The 21,040-nt window shown below is 61.5% G+C and carries 19 protein-coding genes and 4 pseudogenes; 10 read left to right on the plus strand and 13 right to left on the minus strand.

Annotation, left to right across the window (positions count from 1 at the left end; translation table 11 throughout):
* Nucleotides 1-3: 3 nt before the first annotated feature.
* The 10 genes and pseudogenes from ACVWVY_RS39605 to ACVWVY_RS39650 form a co-directional block, all read left to right on the plus strand.
* On the plus strand, nt 4-645 hold the full coding sequence (locus tag ACVWVY_RS39605) for a GMC oxidoreductase (protein WP_456631465.1): 642 nt from the start codon (nt 4-6) through the stop codon (nt 643-645).
* A gap of 24 nt (nt 646-669) precedes the next feature.
* The gene (locus ACVWVY_RS39610; protein ID WP_456631466.1) at nt 670-1,047 is read left to right on the plus strand and encodes a c-type cytochrome; all 378 of its coding nucleotides are present in this window, start codon (nt 670-672) and stop codon (nt 1,045-1,047) included.
* 711 nt (nt 1,048-1,758) lie between these two features.
* Nucleotides 1,759-2,394, plus strand: coding sequence for a nitroreductase family protein (locus tag ACVWVY_RS39615; RefSeq protein ID WP_456631467.1), 636 nt, complete (start codon nt 1,759-1,761; stop codon nt 2,392-2,394).
* A 35-nt stretch (nt 2,395-2,429) separates the two neighbouring features.
* The gene (locus tag ACVWVY_RS39620; RefSeq protein ID WP_456631468.1) at nt 2,430-2,975 is read left to right on the plus strand and encodes a carboxymuconolactone decarboxylase family protein; all 546 of its coding nucleotides are present in this window, start codon (nt 2,430-2,432) and stop codon (nt 2,973-2,975) included.
* A 480-nt stretch (nt 2,976-3,455) separates the two neighbouring features.
* On the plus strand, nt 3,456-4,373 hold the full coding sequence (locus tag ACVWVY_RS39625) for an NADP-dependent oxidoreductase (RefSeq protein WP_456631469.1): 918 nt from the start codon (nt 3,456-3,458) through the stop codon (nt 4,371-4,373).
* Between the two features lie 64 nt (nt 4,374-4,437).
* Nucleotides 4,438-5,355, plus strand: a complete 918-nt coding sequence (locus ACVWVY_RS39630; RefSeq protein ID WP_456631470.1) for an NADP-dependent oxidoreductase — start codon at nt 4,438-4,440, stop codon at nt 5,353-5,355.
* 93 nt (nt 5,356-5,448) lie between these two features.
* Nucleotides 5,449-5,904, plus strand: a complete 456-nt coding sequence (locus ACVWVY_RS39635; RefSeq protein ID WP_456631471.1) for a (2Fe-2S)-binding protein — start codon at nt 5,449-5,451, stop codon at nt 5,902-5,904.
* 4 nt (nt 5,905-5,908) lie between these two features.
* The gene (locus ACVWVY_RS39640; RefSeq protein ID WP_456631472.1) at nt 5,909-8,116 is read left to right on the plus strand and encodes a molybdopterin cofactor-binding domain-containing protein; all 2,208 of its coding nucleotides are present in this window, start codon (nt 5,909-5,911) and stop codon (nt 8,114-8,116) included.
* Between the two features lie 77 nt (nt 8,117-8,193).
* On the plus strand, nt 8,194-8,256 hold the full coding sequence (locus tag ACVWVY_RS39645; protein WP_456632440.1) for a hypothetical protein: 63 nt from the start codon (nt 8,194-8,196) through the stop codon (nt 8,254-8,256).
* Between the two features lie 14 nt (nt 8,257-8,270).
* Nucleotides 8,271-8,485, plus strand: a pseudogene (locus ACVWVY_RS39650) (metal-dependent hydrolase); the annotation flags it as partial.
* Nucleotides 8,486-8,812: 327 nt separating this feature from the next.
* Here the strand turns inward: ACVWVY_RS39650 and ACVWVY_RS39655 are convergent.
* The 13 genes and pseudogenes from ACVWVY_RS39655 to ACVWVY_RS39715 all read right to left on the minus strand — a co-directional run bounded on the left by ACVWVY_RS39655 (nt 8,813) and on the right by ACVWVY_RS39715 (nt 21,002).
* Nucleotides 8,813-9,298 (minus strand): hypothetical protein, encoded by a 486-nt coding sequence (locus tag ACVWVY_RS39655; protein ID WP_456631473.1) that lies wholly within the window; start codon nt 9,296-9,298, stop codon nt 8,813-8,815.
* 197 nt (nt 9,299-9,495) lie between these two features.
* Nucleotides 9,496-10,048, minus strand: a pseudogene (locus ACVWVY_RS39660) (MBL fold metallo-hydrolase).
* 42 nt (nt 10,049-10,090) lie between these two features.
* Entirely contained in the window at nt 10,091-10,480 is a 390-nt protein-coding gene (locus ACVWVY_RS39665; RefSeq protein ID WP_456631474.1) for a cupin domain-containing protein, read from the minus strand.
* 64 nt (nt 10,481-10,544) lie between these two features.
* On the minus strand, nt 10,545-11,297 hold the full coding sequence (locus tag ACVWVY_RS39670; RefSeq protein WP_456631475.1) for an SDR family oxidoreductase: 753 nt from the start codon (nt 11,295-11,297) through the stop codon (nt 10,545-10,547).
* Nucleotides 11,298-11,413: 116 nt separating this feature from the next.
* Complete coding sequence (locus ACVWVY_RS39675; protein ID WP_456631476.1) at nt 11,414-12,172, minus strand: alpha/beta fold hydrolase; 759 nt, start codon at nt 12,170-12,172, stop codon at nt 11,414-11,416.
* Nucleotides 12,118-12,255 (minus strand): annotated as a pseudogene (locus tag ACVWVY_RS39680) (alpha/beta fold hydrolase); the annotation flags it as partial. The pseudogene ACVWVY_RS39680 and the gene ACVWVY_RS39675, both read right to left, overlap by 55 nt.
* Nucleotides 12,252-12,431 (minus strand): hypothetical protein, encoded by a 180-nt coding sequence (locus ACVWVY_RS39685; RefSeq protein ID WP_456631477.1) that lies wholly within the window; start codon nt 12,429-12,431, stop codon nt 12,252-12,254. The pseudogene ACVWVY_RS39680 and the gene ACVWVY_RS39685, both read right to left, overlap by 4 nt.
* Before the next feature lie 475 nt (nt 12,432-12,906).
* Nucleotides 12,907-13,464 (minus strand): cytochrome P460 family protein, encoded by a 558-nt coding sequence (locus ACVWVY_RS39690; protein ID WP_456631478.1) that lies wholly within the window; start codon nt 13,462-13,464, stop codon nt 12,907-12,909.
* Between the two features lie 375 nt (nt 13,465-13,839).
* On the minus strand, nt 13,840-15,597 hold the full coding sequence (locus tag ACVWVY_RS39695) for a glutamine--tRNA ligase/YqeY domain fusion protein (protein WP_456631479.1): 1,758 nt from the start codon (nt 15,595-15,597) through the stop codon (nt 13,840-13,842).
* Between the two features lie 2 nt (nt 15,598-15,599).
* Entirely contained in the window at nt 15,600-16,043 is a 444-nt protein-coding gene (locus ACVWVY_RS39700) for a DUF983 domain-containing protein (RefSeq protein WP_456631480.1), read from the minus strand.
* A gap of 227 nt (nt 16,044-16,270) precedes the next feature.
* A pseudogene (locus ACVWVY_RS39705) lies at nt 16,271-16,512 on the minus strand (ABC transporter substrate-binding protein); the annotation flags it as partial.
* Between the two features lie 192 nt (nt 16,513-16,704).
* On the minus strand, nt 16,705-19,878 hold the full coding sequence (locus ACVWVY_RS39710; RefSeq protein ID WP_456631481.1) for an efflux RND transporter permease subunit: 3,174 nt from the start codon (nt 19,876-19,878) through the stop codon (nt 16,705-16,707).
* Entirely contained in the window at nt 19,875-21,002 is a 1,128-nt protein-coding gene (locus ACVWVY_RS39715) for an efflux RND transporter periplasmic adaptor subunit (protein ID WP_456632441.1), read from the minus strand. Before ACVWVY_RS39715 ends, ACVWVY_RS39710 begins: the two co-directional genes overlap by 4 nt.
* Nucleotides 21,003-21,040: the final 38 nt, after the last annotated feature.

Genomic DNA, 21,040 nt, shown 5'->3' on the forward strand with positions numbered 1-21,040 from the left:
ACGGTGATCGACGAATTTAACGGCGACAATTTCGACCACAGCGGTCTTGGCTTCTTTGGAGGGGGCTACATCTACGCCAACGTGACCAATGGACGGCCGATTACGAGCCGTGCCGTGCCGCCCGGAACCCCGAAATGGGGCTCGACCTGGAAGAAGGCCAACGCCGATTGGTATGCTCACAATTTCACCATATCTGCCCACGGAAGCTGGTATCCGCATCGGGAGAATTATGTCGACCTCGACCCGACCTATGTCGACGCCTATGGGCAACCGCTCTTGCGCATGACATTCGACATTCGTGAGAACGAGCGCAGGATGTCCGTCTATCTGTCGAAGAAGATCGACGAGATCGCCAAAGCGACGGGTGCCGACATCGCGCCGCCGACAGCCCCCCGCAAGGGGCCGTACGACAGTCGCGTCTATCAGACCACCCATGTCACTGGTGGCACGATGATGGGAAGCGACCCTGCGACGAGCGTCGTCTCCCCTCACCTGCAGCACTGGGATGCGCAAAACCTGTTTGTCGTCGGCGCATCCGTCTACCCCTTCAATGCAGGCTACAACCCGACAGGCCCGCTAGGTGCGCTCGCGCTTCGACTCGGCGACGACCTCAACGATTACGTTGCGCGGCCGCGCCACCTCTGATCCCGATCTAAAAAGGACGTTCCTATGAAAAGCGCGGGAAAGATTGGCGCGTTTATCGCGGCGCTCGTACTTGCGGGAGCAACCGCCAATCCCGGCTACGCACAGGACGCCGAGCATGGAAAGTCCATCTTCAAAGCTTGCGCAGCTTGCCATGCGACAGATCATGCCAGTCGCGCCGGGCCGGGCCTGGGGGGAATCATCGGCAGGAAGGCGGGTACAGTTCCCGGCTTCAGCTATAGTAACGCGATGAAGAAGTCCGACATTGTCTGGGATACGAAGATCCTCGATGCGTATCTGGAATCGCCACAGCAGGTGGTTCCTGGAAACAGGATGCCCTACGCAGGGCTGAGGAACCCGACGGACCGGACGGACCTCGTAGCCTATCTTGCTACGTTGAAGTAACGGCTTGTTGAGCGAGGCGTCAGCAAGACGCCATCCATTCGCACGCTAAGCACCGATGCCGCCGACCAATGTGTGCAGGCGTCGGAATTGCGTGATGCTCTGTCTGAATCCCTCACCGCCATGCGTTACGAGCCTGCTGCCCGTGCGCTTCGAGAGCAGCGGCGGTTACGCGATGCGTTTCCCTGCCTGGACCGACGGGGCGCACGCGAACAGCGCTTTTAGGCAACGATACCCCGCGCTTATCGAATGCATGACCAAAGGGAATTTCTAATTTCGCCGGCAGCGTCCGATCTTGAGGTCCACTGGGTCGGTCGAACACGCGGCCGCCTCGATATTGAATGAGGCCATTGCGCCGAGCCACCGTGCCGCGCGCGGGCAACAAAGGAGCCCCCATGAAATCACCGAAGACCGTCGGCTCAGCTGTTGCGGTCTCGCTGGTCGCGGCCACCGTGGCGGCGCTCGCGTAGATGAACGAAGCGGCTCCAGCCCGTCCGACCGTGAACGTGGTGGACGCTGATGTGTCACGGTCAAGCCGCCGCCCTACACCGAGCAGTTCTGGAAGCGAGGTCACACTGTTCTGCCTTCGCTTTCGGAAACTGCCCATGGCCCCTGGCATTAGATGTCGAACGGGCCTTATCGCCGCGGCATTTTCAGCAAGGGAGCGAAAGCACTCTCGTACCTCAACCTATCCCTTCACCCATAGGAATCACCATGACCGACGGAATGACCATGACCAACGATGTCATCGAATGCATCCTGAGCCGCAGCGCCACCAAGTACTTCGACCCCTCCGCCACCTTGAGTGACGACCAAATCCGCGAGCTGGTGCGAATCGGCACCACCGCGCCGACGTCATTCCACTTGCAGAACTGGCGCTTCATCGCCGTACGCACGCCTGAAGCCAAGGCTCGGTTGCGTCCGCTCGCTTGGGATCAGCCCGCGATCACCGAAGCAGCCGTTACCTTCATCGTCTGCGGTGTGTTGGCCGATTCCAGCGTAGTACCAGAGCGTCTGGCACCGCTGGTGGAAGCGGGCATCATGCCGGCAAATATGGTGCCGGAATGGGAAATCCCCGCACGCGATCTGTACATGCAGTACCCGCAGCGCCAGCGCGACGAAGCAGTACGCACCGGCACGTTCGGCGCGGCGGCGATGATCTATGCGGCCCGCTCGCTGGGCCTGGGTTCGACGCCGATGATCGGTTTCGACGCCGAAGCGGTGCACCGCGAGTTCGGACTAGCCGATGACGAAGTGCCGGTCATGCTGTTGTCCGTAGGGCCGGAGCGTCCGGGAAACTGGGCGCAGAAGCCGCGCCGTCCGGTCGCCGATGTGCTGGATCTCGTATAAGTATTAGTAAAGCCCGTAACTTACGGAAGACTACGATGCCAAGAAGTGCAGCTCTAAAGCCGGAACAAGTGCCGGCCGATTGCAAACCGACTCTCGATGCGATCACCAAGAACATCGGGTTCACCCCAAATATGATGGCGACCTTCGCGCAGAGCCCCATCGCGTTCAACGCGTGGGCCGCCCTGCTCGGCTCCTTGAGCAAGGCGCTCGACGTGAAGACGCGTGACAGCATCGGCCTCGCTGTCTCCGAAGTGAATGGCTGCAACTATTGCCTGACGGTTCACAGCTTTACGGCCGAGCATATGGCCAAGCTGCCGGCCGATGAAATCATTCTCGCTCGGAAGGGCCATGCCAGCGACCCGAAGCGGGACGCCGCCGTCCAGTTTTCGCGCAAGGTCATCGAGACCCGCGGCAAGGTCAGTGACGCCGATCTGAAAGCCGTTCGCGATGCAGGCTACACGGATGCGAACGTCATGGAGATCATCGCGCTGGTGGCTATGTACTCCCTGACGAACTTTTTCAATAACGTGTTCGATCCCGAGAAGGACTTTCCCGCCGTTACACGGGCTGGCTCGATCTGAACTCTATCCGGTCGCATCGACCTTCTCCGAGGGTGTCTAGAGGCGTCGCGTGATGCGAGCGTAACGTCAAAGCCCAGATGCACCCAGGAAAGATTCTCGGGAACGCGTCTGGGCTTTTCGTGTGTACCGACAAGGCTAGGATAATTTAGCACCACATCAGGATTCCACGATTATCTCCGCGGCCGAGCATGCAAAACCATATGCAGCTCCGGAGCACCGAATGGCGAAATCAAAGAGAGTCTCCCTCCGTGGAATTTTTTTCCAAACCAAGGGTGACGAGCGGCCGATCGTCATTGTGACGGCCGGCCCTTTGGCGTGAGAAGCAGACGTTTGTTTCGTGCCGTTGATTTTGCACGCCGAGTCGGTGGCATCGATTCCATAGCCGAAGGTCATTGGACCATCGATCTTCGCCGTTCTATTTGCGCTAATCTGCAAAGGAATTCTGAAAATGACGACATGCCACACATCGGGAGGTAGATGATGAAGGCGATCGTGGTAACGGACCAGGCTGCGGGAACGGCCGGGATGAAGCTGGCGGAGCGGCCCGAGCCGCAGGCAGCGATAAACGACGTCGTCGTTCAGGTTCATGCGTCGGGATTCACTTGGGATGAGCTGACGTGGGCCCCGACCTGGACAGATCGCCTCGATCGTGACCGAACACCGTCGATCCCTGGGCACGAGCTGGCCGGAGTGGTCACCGCCCTCGGCTATGGCACGACGGGGCTGTCGGTCGGACAGCGGGTGTTCGGCCTCACGGACTGGACTCGCGACGGCACCCTCGCCGAGTATGTGGCAGTCGAGGCGCGCAACCTCGCGCCGCTGCCGGGCGACGTTGACTTCACAGTGGGCGCGAGCCTGCCGATGCCGGGCCTGACTGCGTGGCAGGGACTGTTCGAGCACGGCCGTCTCCGGGCGGGGCAGAGCGTCCTCGCGCACGGCGCGGCCGGCGTAGTCGGTTCGATGGTAACCCAGCTCGCACGTGAGGCCGGCGCCTACGTCATCGGCACCGGACGCGCCGCCGACCGTCAGGCGGTGCTCGACTTCGGCGCGCAAGAGTTCGTTGAGCTCGAGAACAACGCCCTGGAAGACGTCGGCCCAGTCGATCTGGTTTTCGATGTCTTCGGCGGCGACATCGGGAAGCGGTCCGCAGGCCTGGTTCGAGCCGGAGGAACGCTGGTGACCATCGCCGGCCCGACCGAGGCACGGCCCGCCAACGGCCTGGCGGTCGATTTCGTCGTCGAGTCCGATCGTGCCCAACTGACTGAGATCGTCCAGCGGGTGCGGGATGGACGACTGCGGACGAACATCGGCACCGTCTCGAGCCTCGACGATGCCGTCGCCGCCTTCAACCGGACCGAGCGACGCAAGGGGAAGACGATCATCCGCGTTCGTCCGTGAGCGACACGCTCCCATCGATGCAACATTTCCACCAAGAAGACAAATGACTGAGGAGACAATTCCCATGAAAGCGATCGTTGTGACGGACCAGGCTCGGGGAACGGCCGGGATGAAGCTGACGGAGCGGCCCGAGCCGCAGGCAGCGATAAACGACGTCGTCGTTCAGGTTCATGCGTCGGGATTCGTCCCGACTGAACTGGCGTGGCCCTCGACCTGGACCGATCGCCGCGACCGTGACCGAACACCGTCGATCCCTGGGCACGAGCTGGCCGGAGTGGTCACGGCCCTCGGCTATGGCACGACGGGTCTGTCGGTGGGACAGCGGGTGTTCGGCCTCGCGGACTGGTATCGCGACGGCACGCTGGCCGAGTATGTAGCCATGGAGGCACGCAACCTAGCGCCACTGCCGGGCGACGTCGACTTCACGGTAGGCGCGAGCCTGCCAATCTCGGGCCTGACCGCGTGGCAGGGACTGTTTCAGCACGGCCGCCTTCAGGCGGGGCAGAGCGTCCTCGCGCACGGCGCGGCCGGCGCAGTCGGTTCGATGGTGGCGCAACTCGCACGAGAGGCCGGCGCCTATGTCATCGGCACCGGACGCGCCGCCGACCGTCCAAAGGCGCTCGACTTCGGCGCGAAGGAGTTCGTCGACCTCGAGAACGACGCCCTGGAAGACATAGGCGGAGTCGATCTGGTGTTTGATGTCATCGGCGGCGACATCCAGAAGCGGTCCGCAGGCCTGATTCGAGCCGGAGGAACGCTGGTGACCATCGTCGGACCGGCCGAGGCGCGGCCCCTCGACGGCCTGGCGATCGACTTCGTTGTCGAGTCCGATCGAGCCCAACTTGGTGAGATCGTCAAGCGGGTGCGGGACGGACGACTGCGGACGAACATCGGCAACGTCTCGACCCTCGACAATGCCATCGCCACCTTCAATGCGACCGAGCGCCGCGCGGGGAAGACGGTCATACGCGTTCGTCCGTGAGCGACACGCGCCCATTGATCCGTGCAGCCGGACGATTGCAATCGCGGTCGGCTGGCTGCGTCCCCTATCAGCCCCAGCCACCGAGAGGCATGCATGGCTTTTACGTTAAAGATCAACGGCACACCTCATGAGGTCGATGTCGACGGCGACACCCCGCTTTTGTGGGTGTTGCGCGACGTGCTCGGCATGACCGGGACCAAGTTCGGTTGCGGCCAGGCGCTTTGCGGCGCCTGCACCGTGCATCTCGACGGCCGGCCGGTCCGCTCCTGCCAGACTCCGGTCGACAACGTCGGCGATAGTGCGATCACCACGATCGAGGCGATCGGCCAGGCGCCGCAGGGCGCGGCCTTGCAGAAGGCGTGGCTGGAGCTGGAGGTGGTGCAATGCGGCTACTGCCAGTCCGGCCAGATCATGTCGGCGGCGGCGCTGCTGAAGGACACGCCGAAGCCGACGGATGACGATATCGACGGCGCCATGTCGGGCAATGTGTGCCGATGCGGCACCTATCAGCGCATCCGCGCTGCGATCAAGCACGCCGCGGGAGTTTGAGATCATGGATGGGCTTATTCTGAGAGAGCGGATTGCCGATGAAACAGCGGTGTCGCGGCGCGCCTTTCTTCAAGGCACAGGTTTGCTGCTTGGTTTTGCGCTGACCGGTGCAAGCACGGAGTCCGTCTTCGCGGCGCCTGCTTCGCGGGTGGTCGAAAACGAGGTCACGGGTACTTTCGCGCCGAATGGATTTATACGGATCAATCCAACCGGCACCGTGACCCTGGTCATGCCGATGGCCGAGATGGGACAGGGGGTTTACACGGCGCTCGCGATGCTTCTGGCCGAAGAACTGGAGGTGGAGCTTGACCAGATTCAGGTTCAGCATGCACCGGCAAATGATGCGCTTTACGCCAACCCGTTCCTGCACATTCAAACTACAGGTGCTTCCTCCTCTGTACGTGCCTTCTGGACGCCGCTGCGTCAGGCAGGCGCAGTGGGTCGTAATCTGCTGATTGCGGCTGCTTCCAAGCGGTGGAATGTCGATCCAGCGACTTGCCATGCCAAGAACGGCGTCGTGTTCAATGCGTCCGGCTCGAAGCATCTGAGCTACGGCGAACTTGCGAAGGCTGCATCGAAATTGCCTGTGGCGCCCGCAGCAAGTGTTAGATTGAAGGATCCGAAAGATTTCACCCTGATCGGCACGCGTGCCAAGCGCGTGGATTCATCGATAAAGGTCGATGGGCGCGCACTCTACGGCATCGACGCACTATTGCCGGGTATGAAGGTTGCGGCGGTTGCCATTTCGCCTGTGCTCGGTGGCAAGGTGAAAACGGTGGACGAGAAAGCCGCGCTGGCAGTGAAGGGCGTCCGGCAGGTGGTCAATATCGATGAAGCTGTTGCCGTCGTGGCGGATCACATGGGTGCCGCAAAGAAGGGGCTCGAGGCTGCCGCCATCACGTGGGACGACGGGCCGAATGGCAAGGTTAGCAACGCCGAAATCGTCAAGCAATTGGAGGCGGAATCCAAAAAGCCGGGCGCGGTTGCCCGTAACGATGGCGATGCAGGGAAGGCTCTTGCTCGCGCGGCGCAGCGGCTCGAAGTCATTTATCAGGTACCTTTCCTGGCCCATGCGGCGATGGAGCCGATGAACTGCACCGTTCATCTGCAGAAGGATCGTTGCGACGTTTGGGTCGGGACGCAGGTGATGTCGCTCACGCAGTCTCTGGTGGTCGAACTCACCGGCCTGCCAAGGGATGCGATCAAAATTCACAATCATCTGATTGGCGGTGGCTTCGGCCGAAGGCTGGAGGCCGACGGCACGGTGCTGGCCGTCAAGATCGCCAAGCACGTCGATGGCCCGGTGAAGGTGATCTGGAGCCGCGAGGAAGACATCCAGCACGATATGTATCGGCCGTACTACTTCGATCGGCTGTCGGCGGGACTTGATGCGGCCGGCAAGCCGGTTGCCTGGACGCATCGGATCGCCGGTTCCTCGATCGCCGCTCGCTATATTCCCTATTGGTTCAAGGACGGATTAGACCTCGATGCCGTAGAAGCGGCGGCCGAGCCGCCCTATGCGCTGCCCAATATCCACGTCGACTATGTCCGGGTCGAGCCCCCTGGTGTCCGGACGGCTTTCTGGCGCGGCGTCGGACCGACTCACAATGTTTTTGTGGTCGAAAGCTTCATGGATGAGCTCGCGAATGCGGCGAAGCAGGATCCTGTCGCGTATCGCAAGGGATTGCTTGGTCACAATCCGCGAGCGCTTGCTGTTCTGTCCCTTGCCGCGGAAAAAGCAGGGTGGGGATCACCACTTCCCGCACGGCATGGCCGCGGGATTTCGGTACAATTCGCATTCGGAAGTTACCTGTCGCAGGTCGCCGAGGTCGAAGTGGCGGCCGATGGCTCTGTCAAAGTAAAGCGGATCGTCTGTGCGGTTGATTGCGGCATGTACGTCAATCCGGATACGATCGAAGCACAGGTTGAGGGTGGAACGCTTTTCGGGCTGACCGCTGCGCTCCATGGGTCAATCACTTTCAAGGATGGACGCGTCGAGCAGAGCAATTTCGACAGCTATCTGCCGATGCGTATCGACGAGGTGCCGACGGTGGAGACGCACTTGATTAAGAACGCAGAGGCTCCAGGTGGCATTGGTGAAGCTCCGACGGCCATTGTCAGTGCTGCGGTGAACAATGCGATCTTCGCCGCCACCGGGAAGCGCCTGCGCAGCCTGCCGTTCGATACGGATTCGCTGAAGTCGTCGTCCTAGTTCTTGCCTGTCCGTTTCTGCCTGATAACCCGTCCTGGAAGAAGGGGTGGGAGGAACCCGCCGAGGGTGTCACCCAAATGCTGCTCACGCACGGCCACAACGATCACGTCGGCGACGCACTCGCCATCTTGAAAGACTGACGCCATGCTGGTCGGACATCGGTATCGTCCCCATCGGCGATCGCCTTACCATGGGCGGCGCAGTGGCTGCGCTCGCCTGCCGCCGCTATTTCAACTTCGACAAAGCGATCCCTTGCCACCACGGGAGCTTCCCAATCATCGATCAGACCGCGGAGAAATTCGTCAAAGGGCCGAATGGCTCGTCGACCGAGGCTGTGTGCCGAAAGTCGGCAAGATAATCTCCATCTAGGGCGTGTACTTATAAATCCGCGATGTCCGCTTATCCCCTAACAGCGGCGTAGGAGCGGACATCGCATAAGGTCCGAGAAGGGCCGATAGTGTTGCAAAAGTCTTTTTGTGGCACGGGACTCAAATTCTCCGAGCCGTGGGCGCGACGATCGATTAATTATGTGGGGGACCACGCCGCCAGGCGCCAAACTCACAGGCGATTCCGGTAGCGGGTTTGAGCCTGCATTGATCGGCGATTGTTGCTTGTTTCGTCTTTCCGCGGAAAATTAGTCGCTCGGCATTTTGGGGGTTTTGCAACACTATCGGCAACAACGGACATCGCAAACTGTTACATCTGCGCTTGAGGGGGTCGGAATTTAATGACGGCGATCAGAGCAATCAGCATGAAGATGGCCAGCACAGCGGCCTGCGTGACCGCGAAGGGTGGTTCGGTCTGCATCGGAGCCAACGCATTGAGAGCCGAAACCTTCCCGAAGCTCTGCACGACCAAAACGAAGACGTTAAGATAAAGCGACACCACAGCGGTGATTACGTAGATCCAGCGCCATGCGCCTACCAGGTGCTCTTTGTACAAAGCAAACAGCGCGACGGTCAGGATCACACAAGCCACAATTCCGACACCCGAAGCCGGCGTGAAGCCGTGGATGGGAAAAAGAAATCCAGTCAAGCTGGTGAGCGCCGTTGTGAAGAGAAAAAGTGCGGTTGTGACCGGCAACGTGTTCGAGGCAAACATCCCGCCCACAACGATCAGTCCACTTCCGATTGCGACAAGGGTGATAATGACGTGCAAGATTGTGAAGGCGTCCACCGACATCCCTAGGATCATGGAAAGTCCCCGTTGTTGGCGTGCTCGCTCGTACGCCGGTGCGGCGCAGGCGCGAGATGATCGACCTGCTCGCGGTGGAGGAGCCGAAGCCTAAGCCGGCGAAGATACGGGCGGTGTCGTACGAGGCAGCGATCGACCAGTTGTTCAAACGCATACGGTCGTCTAGTTCGGCCCTAACCCAACAGTCAGTACTCCCAGGGGCCCGGTGCCCAGCGAAAGACGTCGCCGTCGACCGCCACATGGCAGACGGACGGGAACGAAGGTGAGTGGCCACCAGCGACTCGCGGTTTGCCGCCAGCTCCCGCAGAAGACGGACCCGGACTCGGGCCGCCTCCTCGGGGTCGTGTTCGAAGCCGTTGTACCAGTCGGGGTGCTCGACTGCATGTGGGTAAGCACCACGTCGGTCACGGATGCGAGATCGATGCCGGCGGCCTCCAGTCGCTGGACCAACCGCCCGGCCCGCGGCAAGTTTAAGCCCCGGTCCACCCCTATCCCAGCGTCGATGAGTACGGTCCGGCCGCCGCTACGCACCACGACCGCGTTGAGCGCCCACTCGAGCACGTCCGGCGGCAGGAACATGTCGTTCAGCCAGGCCGTTCGAACGGCCGGGTCGGCGTTATGGCCCAACATCGCGCCTGGCAGCGATAGCACCCCATCGCTGACCACCAGCGCGTCAATCTCGCCGACCCGCAGCGCATAGCGCGACGGAACCAACTCGTCGGTGTTGTCCAAGCTCATGTTTATCTCCTGCTGACCGTCCGTGTACTTGGGTTGTAACAGTCACTGTGCGGGCACGAGCGCCGGGGCGCCCTTGTCCTTGATCAAGAGCACCAGGAATTTCGCCGGCTGGGTGCCGCTTGCGTTCCGGTCGACGACATGAACGTCATCAGGGCCTTCATAGAAGCTCTGTCCTGGTGTCAGTGTCACCTGTTGTCCACCCTTCAGCTGCATCACGACGGAGCCCTCCAGCACGTAAACAAACGCATGTGCATTGTGTCGGTGAATAGCGCTCGACCCGCCGGGCGCATGCTCGACTGTGATCATCAGAGCTTCCCTGCCGGGATGCTCCGGAAGGTCCTTAGACATGAGTGACGTGACCTTAGGCTCCTGGGCCACCGCCGTGCCGGTCATGAGGCACAGAAGAACCAACGCAACGAGTTTGATCGTCATAGTCGCCTCTTTCGTTCGTTGCCCGGGACCGCTCGGACAGACTGGGCGTACCTCCGATGCGGGATCAGGCTGCTGCCTGTGAGCGGCGGAGCCATTCGTCGAAACCGATGCGGCCGAGGCGCGCCTCGCCCAACGGCACGAGCGAGTGCTCGTCAACCCGGCCGCCCCAGTATCGGGCATCGGGGTCGCTCACGACCTCACGCGGGTCGCCAACCGCCTTCAGATAGCGGGCGATGATTTCATTGAATGGCGCTCGTTCCGGGCCGGCAATCTCCACGATGCCATTGTGCGGCGGCGCAAGCGCCACATCGGCAACGCTGGCAGCAACGTCGTCCGAAGCGATGGGCTGGAACAGGACGGGCGGGAGCCTGACCAGGTTTCCTTCCGCGCTTGAATTGGCGATGCCGCCGAGGAATTCCAGGAACTGGGTCGAACGGATGATGGTGTATGGGATGCCGGAGGTCTCGATCAGTTTCTCTTGGGCAGCCTTGGCGCGGAAATAGCCATTGTCTGTCCGATCGATTGCGACGATTGATAGTGCGACATGGTGCCGGACGTTCGCTGCTGCCTCCGCCGCGAGAAGGTTGCGGCCGGAGGTCTCAAAGAACTCCAGCACCGCCTTGTCTTCAAATGAGGGCGAATTCGCGAGGTCGATCACCACCTGCGCGCCGACCAAGGCCTCTTTGAGACCCTCTCCTGTGATGGTGTTGATACCACTTTGGGGGGATGCAGCGACGACGTCGTGACCGCCCTGGCGGAGAATAGCGACGGTTTTCGAGCCGATCAGGCCGGTGCCGCCGATGACGATGATCTTCATGGCTAACCTCGCTTGTCGCAGGGACACGTGGAGATGGGAGCCCGCTCTCCTCGAAGTCCAGCCGTCAGCGCGCATTTAGGGGACGAAGCGCGCTGACGCCGAACACAAGTGCGCTCCTAAGCTGCTTTTCGCTCTTCTTTCTCTGCGATAAACGCAAGTAGGTCAGCATTGACCTGATCTTGAAGGGTAGCGGTAAGGCCGTGAGGCGCACCGGGATAGTAGATTTCTTTCGCGCCTTTGATCAGCTTGGCTGATTTTTTGGCAGAGGCCTTCACTGGCACGATCTGATCATCTTCGCCGTGCATTACAAGCGTTGGCACATCGAACTTTTTGAGGTCCTCAGTGAAGTCGGTCTCGGAGAAGGCCTTGACGCTATCATAGGAATTCTTAAGACCGGACTGCATGCTCCATAGCCAGAACTGATCTAAGATCCCTTGCGAGACCTTCGCGCCCGGTCTGTTCGCGCCATAGAACGCAATCGCACCGTCCTTGTAGTACTGCGAGCGGTCTTTCATGAGTCCAGCGCGGATGCCGTCAAATACTTCCATCGGGAGCCCATCCGGATTGCCTTCGGTCTTCAACATGAGCGGCGGCACCGCGGCAATGAGGACAACTTTCTTAACGCGGTCGGTACCATGCCGTCCGATGTAGCGCGTAACTTCGCCGCCGCCTGTCGAGTGACCGACGAGTGTAACGTCACACAGATCGAGTGCTTCGATGACGGCAGCTAGATCGTCGGCGTAGCCGTTCATGTCGTTGTGGCAGAAGCTTGGCTTGAACGGCCGTGACCCCGTCTGTCGTGCGCGATGCAGCGGTAGCCGTGCTGCACGAGGAACATCATTTGACCGTCCCAGGCATCGGAACTGAGCGGCCAACCGTGCGAGAATGTGATGACCGGGCCCGCGCCCCAGTCCTTGTAGTAGATTTGAGTGCCATCTTTGGTGGTGATCGTACTCATGACATAGGCTCCTTTCCTGCCTTTTTGAATTCTGCAAGAATGGCTTCTATCCGCGCGGCCTGGCCGGCATCACCTTCGCCGTCACGGCGACCGCGCTCTTTTCCCTTTTGTTTGAATTTGCAAAGGCTATTGTCGCAGGAACTTAGATTGCGTCCGGCGCCGGTGTAGAAGTTCAACGCGTCGCTCGCGCTGTTGGGACAACACACATTGCTCTTCGTCGAAGCCGTTTTCCTCGGCGAAGTGGCTGCCTAAACGTAGGCCAACCCAAACTTTCCGAAGACATTTTCAGGGCGACATTAAACACGTTTTCAACGGGACATTCCATCAGCCATGTGAACGGCCCCATCACTTTATGTTAACCGAGGGCGTCGCTCTGACAGCCGAAAACTTTCACAACGTTCATGGCACGAATGGTCGGAGCAGTGTCGTTGAATCGAAGACGCGCTGCACGGCCCATGGACGATCACAGCGCAGCGAAAGGTCTGACTTCCGAGCTGGTTCATTCGCGTCGGTTTGACCCGACCACGGCGGCTTCCTGTCCCGGTGAACGGCGTTCTCAGGACAGGCGGGCATGTCTCAAAGGTGCCAGGTGCGGACATCCACCATTATTCGGCGCAGTCGTTACGACCGTCCGTCAACACTATTCGATACTCACCTCTTTCCGTAATCCGTGAAAACGTAGTCGCGGTTCTGCACCACCGAGTGGCACGAGAACCCGCACTTCGCGTCGTTTTCCTGCGGCGGATTGTCCGCTGCAGTGGCGGGCTTAAACGTATCGGACGCGGCGTCATAGTTGAACTCGGCCCATCCCCATCCGCCGCTGTCCGCGAACCTCTTGCCGTCCTTCACCATGAAACCAGCGTCAAGCTGGGTACCTGGCACCGTTGGCTGACCGGGGTACGTCTCTTGTATTTTCGGGCTCCAATGAATTTTCGCCATCTTGGCGCCGTCTGGGAAAGCCTTGCCATTGCCGGGCACGCCTTGCTTATAGGCATCGATCATTACCGGATTTCCCACGATGACAGCGATCTTGCCTCCGCTCTCACTGATCGCGATCACTGGCCAATCCTCGTATCCCCTAAACTCAGAGAACACGAGGCCGTTCGGTACTTGCACAGTGTATTTGTCTTGCGCGGAAATCGCGACACCAGCCGCTAACGCGGCGATCGATGCCGAAATACTGAGACTAATCAGCGTGCTTCTTTTCATTGTCGCATCTCCTAACCCCGTTGTTGGAAATTGCGTCGTCGCATTATCTTCTTCGAGGCTTAGGGCTTCGTTGCCCGTTGCTCACGAAGAACATTATTACAGCATGGATTTGCGCGTTGCGAAATGGGGTCCAATGCCATGTGCATAGTGGTATTTCTAAACTGTCGACGATGCCCGCTATGGGGTCAAAACCGGAAGAACTCAAGGTGAGCATAACGAGTCCGCTTCTGGGTGGATAGCGACCCAAATGCACTGCGGCAGCGTCGGTTGAGGCCGCGTACCGGAACGTGATCCAAGCCCTGGAGGCGAGGGCTCGAATCATGCGCTACGAACACACCGACCATGAATGGACCGCCATCAAAGCCCGCCGGGTAGCTACGACCGCGGGATCGAAGACGATCTCAATTGCCTCCGCGTGCCCCTGAGAAGGTCGAGGCGCGCTATCGGCGGCTTTCCCGGGTTCTCGCGCAATGAGGCGGTTCGATTGAAGACCAGCCGTTCGGGGCGGGAATCATCGTCGTGGCTGAAATAGCCTTGGCGCTCGAACTGCAACGCCTCGCCGTGGGGATCGGAGGCGGTTGCGCGCTCGACGAGGCAGCCGCGCAGCGTATGCATGGAATGTGGGTCGAGGTCGGCCGCGAGGTCCGTCGGGCTCGGACTCGCTGCTGAGAAGAGCCGGCCGTAGAGCCTGACCTCTGCTGGCAACGCATCCACGGCGCTGACCCAGTGGATTGTCGCCCCGACTTTTCGGCCGCCGGCGCCGGCGCCACCCCTGCTGTCGGGGTCGTAGGCGCAGCGTAGCTCGACCACACGGCCTGCTGCGTCCTTCACGACATCATGGCAAGTGACGAGGTAGGCGTAGCGGAGCCTCACCTCGCGGCCCGGCGCGAGGCGCCGGAAACCATGTGGTGGCGCCTCTTGGAAGTCGTCTTGCTCGATGTACACCTCGCGGGAGAACCGGACGGCTCTCCTCCCGAAGGCCGGGTCCGCCGGATGGTTTGGCGCGTCGAACTCTTCTATCCGGCCCGCGGGATAGTTCTCGATTGTCACTTTGAGCGGCTTGAGCACCGCCATTCGGCGCGGAGCCCGCTCATTGAGGACATCCCGGATCGCTGCGTCCAGGACACCGTCGTCGACCGTGCTATTCGCCTTCGAAACTCCGACGCCGCGTATGAACTGGCGCACCGCCTCGGGCGGCACGCCGCGTCGGCGCAGGCCCGCAAGCGTCGGCATCCTCGGATCGTCCCAGCCCGCCACGTGGCCGTCGCGCACTAGCTCCGTCAGCGCGCGTTTTGAGAGAACGGTATGCGTAATGCCCAGGCGAGCAAACTCGTACTGTCGGGGTCGCGATGGCACTGGGAGGTTGTCGAGGAACCAATCGTACAGAGGTCGGTGGTCCTCGAACTCGAGGGTGCAGAGCGAGTGGCTCACCCCTTCGATGGCGTCACACTGGCCGTGCGCGAAATCATAGCTCGGGTAGATGTGCCAAGCCACGCCGGTGCGCGGATGGCCGGCGTTGAGAATACGGTAGATGACGGGGTCGCGCAGGTTGAGGTTCGCTGACGCCATGTCGATTTTCGCGCGGAGCACCCGCTCGCCGTTCCTGAACTCGCCGGCGCGCATCTGCGCGAACAACTCAGCATTTTCCTTCACACTGCGGTCGCGGAACGGGCTGTTCCGGCCAAGGCTCATCAATGTCCCTCTGCCCTCTCTGATATCGTGCGCGGACTGGTCGTCCACGTAGGCCTTGCCGATGCGAACGAGATGGCAGGCCCACGCGTAGAGCTGCTCGAAGTAGTCGGAGGCGAAGTGCAGGCCCTGCGCCAAATCGAATCCGAGCCACTGGACGTCGCGCTTGATCGCGTCGATGTACTCCACCCTCTCCTTTGTCGGGTTCGTATCGTCGAGGCGCAAGTTGCAGCGGCCGCCGAATTCCTTCGCAAGCTCGTAATTCAGTACGATCGACTTCGCGTATCCAAGGTGGAGGAAGCCGTTCGGCTCGGGTGGAAAGCGCGTGACTACGATACGCGTGCGGCCGGCTTCGACATCTGACGCTATGATGCTGCGAATGAAATTGCTGGCGCTTGCGCCCGCTCCTCGGCCGCCGTTCCGTTGAGGCACCTTCAGCCTCAAGCCTAGATTTCATCGGGTGGATGCGCGCCGAAGCCGTGCATCCTTAGCGACCATTGCAGCCCTACGACGGCGCCCTTGACCGGCTGCAAGAGAGCTATCGAGGCCAGGGCCGTAATCGGAAGGTAGACGCCAAGCTGAAACGCCAGCGACGGTGCATAGTCCACCTCGATCCAGAGAATTACCGGAACCAAGACGTGTCCGACGATGACGATCACTAAGTAGGCCGGCAGGTCGTCGGCCCGGTGTCCGGTGAAATCGAGGCGGCAGACAGAGCAGTGCTCATCGACTTTGAGAAACGCACAAAACAGGCGACCGCGCCCGCAGCGCGGGCACCTTCCTCGAACGCCCCTCCAAAGGGAGAGGCCAACGTTGCGCCCGGCGGCGGTCTCTGCAGACGTCCAGTCGTTGTCGTGCCTTCCAACAGGGCCTTCAACAGTCGTGACCATCGCCCGTCCTCCTGCCTCACACGGCAGCACAGTATTAGGCGACGGCGCCCAAACGTCATTCAGATGGGGCATGTAGTCGATAACCCGGCGTGATCACGACGGCCTGCGCGCGTCCGTGCGACGACAGCCGTGCGGGGCCTAAAGCAGCCTGGACAAATTGTCTCATATTCTGGGAGGTCGGTTTTCTTCCCGGGCATATTACGATCGCAAGCCGGAAGGTCTATTTGGCCGGCATTGGCGAGACTGACGATTTTCGCCTTCGAGCTCTGCGCTGCAGCAGGAAGGAGGAGAAGTCCGACGAGTTCGGCGGCACGCCAACCGAGCCGACCGTCTGGCCGCCGCCCGCCTTCATCAGCGCGCCGCCGGTGCAGACCGCGAGCGCGCGGGTGTCGAAGGTCCAATGGAAGCCATAGGGCGAGCAGGCGCCGCCGGTGATGGCCGAGGTCGCGGCTCCCACCACGATTTCGAGTGTCGTTATCTTTGAGACTGCATCAGAATGCTTTGCTCTACTTGTCGGCTTTGGCGGGGATGATCATTGCCTTCAACACGGTGGTGGTCATCCGACTCTCCTTTTACATAGCCTGCGTTGCGTACTATTTGATCCACGTGCGCAGCGAGCGCGAGTTGTTCCGGCTTCATCGCGCATCGGCGTCACCGCAACTCACTCCGCCGCGGCCGCTGTCGTCTGGGTCGGCTTGCCCTTGTTCTTACCTTCCGCGAGGTTGCGCACCACCATGTAGAAGATCGGCGTGAAGATCAGGCCGAACAGCGTGACGCCGAGCATGCCGAAGAACACGGCGACGCCGACCGCCTGGCGCATCTCCGATCCGGAGCCCGACGAGACCACCAGCGGCAACACGCCGAGGATGAAGGCGAACGACGTCATCAGGATCGGCCGCAACCGCAGCCGGCAGGCTTCGATCACCGCCTCCAACCGCGGCCGGCCTTCCAGCTCGATATCGCGTGCGAACTCGACAATCAGAATGGCGTTCTTGGCTGCCAGTCCGACGAGCACGACGAAGCCGATCTGGGTCAGGATATTGACGTCCTGCCCCGTGATCCGCACGCCGATGGTCGCAGCCAACAGACACATCGGCACGATCAGGATCACAGCGAACGGCAGGCTCCAGCTACCATATTGCGCCGCGAGCACCAGGTACACGAACAGCACGCAGATCGGGAACACGTAGAGGCCGGCATTGCCGCCGGTGACCTGCTGGTACGAAAGATCGGTCCATTCGAACGAGAAGCCGCTCGGCAGCGTTTGCTCCGCGAGCTGCTTCATGGTGTTGATCGCGGTGGCCGAACTCGTGCCCGGCAACGCCTCGCCCTGCAGCTCCGCTGCCGGATAGAGATTGTAGCGGGCGACGCGGTCGGGACCGGAAACGTCCCGGAAATCCACCACGCTGCCGAGCATCACCATGTCGCCGGCGGCGTTGCGGGTGCGCAGCCGCGCCAGATCGGATCGCTCTTTTCTGAACGGCAGGTCGGCTTGGGCAGTGACGTGATAGGTGCGGCCGAACAGGTTGAAGTCGTTGACGTAGGTCGAGCCGAAATAGGTCTGGATGGTTTCGTTGACGTTCGCGATCGGCACGCCGAGTTTCTGCGCCTTGACCCGATCGATATCGACGAAGAGCTGCGGCGTATTAGCCGTGAAGGGTGAGAACACCTGCGTCAGCCCGGGCGCCTTGCGCGCCGCGGCGACGAGCTCGTCGTTGGCGGCGGCCAGCAGTTCGGGGCCGCGACCCTGGCGATCCTGGACCCGCATCGTGAAGCCACCCCCAGTGCCGATGCCCGGCACCGGCGGCGGCGGAATGACGATGATGAACGCCCCCTGTATCGCAGACAGACGTTTGCGCAAATCGGCCGTGATCGCAGCCGCGGTCAGGCCCTTCTTCAGGCGTATCTCCGGCTCTTCGAACACCGGGAAGAGGGCCGCCGCATTGCCCGCCTGCGTTCGGGTTGCGCCCGAAAATCCCGCGAACGCCGCAACGCGGATGATGCCTGGAGTATCGAGCGCGGTCTTCTCGATCTGACGGACGATGTCGGTGGTGCGCGCCAGCGACGCCGCGCCCGGCAATTGCGCCGACACGATGACATAGCCGCGGTCCTGCGCGGGAATAAAACCTTGCGGCGTGGTGGCGAGCAGCCATCCGGCACTGCCGATCAGCGCAACATACAACAGCAGCATCACGACCGAATGCCGGATCACGAAATCAGCCGTACTGGCGTAGCCATGCGACAGCCGGTCAAAACCGCGGTTGAAATAGCCGGTGAAGGTGTCCCAGCCACGCGCGATGAAATTCCAGCGTGCCGGTGGCTTTTTCTCCTCATGCGGCACCAGGATCAGCGAGGCCAGCGCCGGCGACAATGTCAGCGAGCAGAAGAGGGAGATCGCGGTCGCGACCGAAATGGTGATGGCGAATTGCTGGAAGAACTGCCCGGAAATGCCGCCGAGGAAGGCGGTCGGCACGAACACCGCGCACAGCACCAGCGCGATCGAGACCAGCGCACTGCCGACCTCCTCCATGGTCTTGAGCGCCGCATCGCGCCGGCTCATGCCGTGCTCGAGGTGCCGTTCGACATTCTCCACCACCACGATCGCATCATCGACCACGATGCCGACCGCGAGCACTAGGCCGAACAGCGTGAGATTGTTGATCGAGAATCCGAGCGCCGCCATCACGGCGAAGGTGCCGACCAGCGAGACGGGAATGGCGATGATCGGAATGATCGCCGGCCGCCAGCCCTGCAAAAACACCAGCACGACGATGACGACCAGCAGCATGGCCTCGTAGATCGTCTTGATCAGCTCGTGGATCGATTGCGCGATGAATTCGGTGGGGTTGTAGCCGATGTTGTAGTCGAGGCCCTTTGGAAAACGGGTCTTCAGCTTCTCCATGGTATCGGAGATGTTTTTCGCGGTCGCCAGCGCGTTCGATCCCGGCCGCTGCGTCACCAGTAGCGCGACCGCCGATTTGCGCAGCAGAAAGCTATTGGTCGCATAGGACAACGCACCGAGTTCGACCCGCGCCACGTCGCGCAGCCGCACGATTCGGCCGTCGGCGCCGGCCCTGACCACGATGTCCTCGAACTGCTTCGGATCCTTCAGGCGCCCGGTAAAGGTGAGATTGGGCTGGAACGCGCGGTCGGCGATCGGCGGCTCCCCGATCTGCCCGCCCGTGATCTGCAGGTTCTGCGCGCGGATCGCAGCCACCACTTCGGCAGAAGTCAGACCGAGCGTTGCGATCCGGTCCGGATCGAGCCACAGCCGCATCGAGTAGTCGCGGGCGCCGAACATCTGAATGTCGCCGATGCCGTCGAGGCGGAGCAACTCGTCGCGCACCTGCAGCAGCGCGTAGTTGCTGATATAGAGCTGGTCGAAGCTGTCGTCAGGCGACAGCATGAAGACCACCATCAGGATATCGGGACTATTCTTGCGGGTGACGACGCCGTTGCGCTGCACCTCTTCCGGCAGCCGCGGCTGCGCGATCGCGACCCGGTTCTGCACCAGCACCTGCGCCTTGTCGAGGTCGGTGCCGAGCTTGAAGGTGACCGTGATGGTCAGATTGCCGTTCGAGGTCGCCTGGCTGTAGAGATACAGCATGTCCTCGACGCCGTTGATCTCCTGCTCGATCGGGGCTGCAACCGTGTCGGAAACGGTCTGCGCGGTGGCGCCCGGATATTGCGTGGTGACGACGACGGTCGGCGGCACCACCTGCGGATATTCCGAAACCGGCAGCGTGGTGTAGGCGATCGCGCCGACGATCAGCAGCACGATCGACAGCACCATCGCCAGGATGGGCTGGTTGATGGAAAGCCGACCCAGATTCATGTCTTGTCACCGGCCGGCTTGACATCGGCTACATGCGGACTGACCTTTGCGCCCACCCGGGCCCGCTGCAGGCCGTCAACGATCACGCGATCCTCAGGCTTCAGCCCCTCGCGGATCACACGCAGCCCCTCATCGAGCGGCCCGAGCGTTACCGGCTTCGCCTCGACCGTATTGTCGTCCTTGACGACGAAGACGATCTTGCGCGACTGGTCGGTCGCAATCGCGGTATCAGGCAGCAGCAACGCCTCATAAGGCGCACTGCCGATGATGCGGACGCGGCCGAACTGGCCGGGCAGGATCGAGAGATCCTTGTTCGGAATCACGGCACGACTGCGCAGCGTGCCGGTGGAAACGTCGAGTCGGTTGTCGATGAAGTCCATATGGCCCTCATGCGACGGCTTGGTTTCGCCGGTCAGCACCACCTGCACCGGATTGGGGGTGTCGCGCGAGCTCGGCCGCTTGCCCTCGAACCACAGCTTGTTGTTCTTCAGATAGGTCGCCTCGTCCACGTCGAAATAAATGTAGATCGGATCGAGCGATACGATCGAGGTCAATAGCGTGGCGCCGTCCTCGCTGCCCTGCACGATATTGCCCGGGGTCACCAGATGCCGGCTGACGCGGCCGGTGATCGGCGCCACCACATGGGTGAATTCGACATTGAGCTGTGCGGCCTTGAGCGCGCCTTCGGCCTGGGTCCCGGCGGCACGCGCCGCCTGCAGCGCCTGACGGCGCTGATCGACGACTTGTTCGGAGACCGCGCTGGTCTGCACGAGGGTCAGGCCGCGCTGGAGATCGCGCTTGGCAAGTTCCCCCTTGGCTCGTGCGTCGGCGAGCTGCCCTTCGGCTTGCAGCACGACCGCCTCGAACGGGCGCGGATCGATGATGTAAAGCAGATCGCCAGCGCGGACGATCGCACCATCCTTGAACTCTACACTATTGACGAAGCCGCCGACGCGGGCACGGACCTGAACCTCCTGGATCGCCTCGAAGCGACCGGTGAACTCGTCCCAGTCGGTGACGGTCCGTTTGACCGGTTGCGCCACCGTCACCGGCGGCGGCGGAGGCGCGGCCGCCCGCGATTGCGCCTTCCCGTCGCAGCCAGCGAGCGCGAGCGCGAACAGCATGCCGATCGGTGCGCCGCCGCATCGTGCAAGGCCGCGAA

It is taken from the genome of Bradyrhizobium sp. URHC0002, from assembly GCF_054059515.1.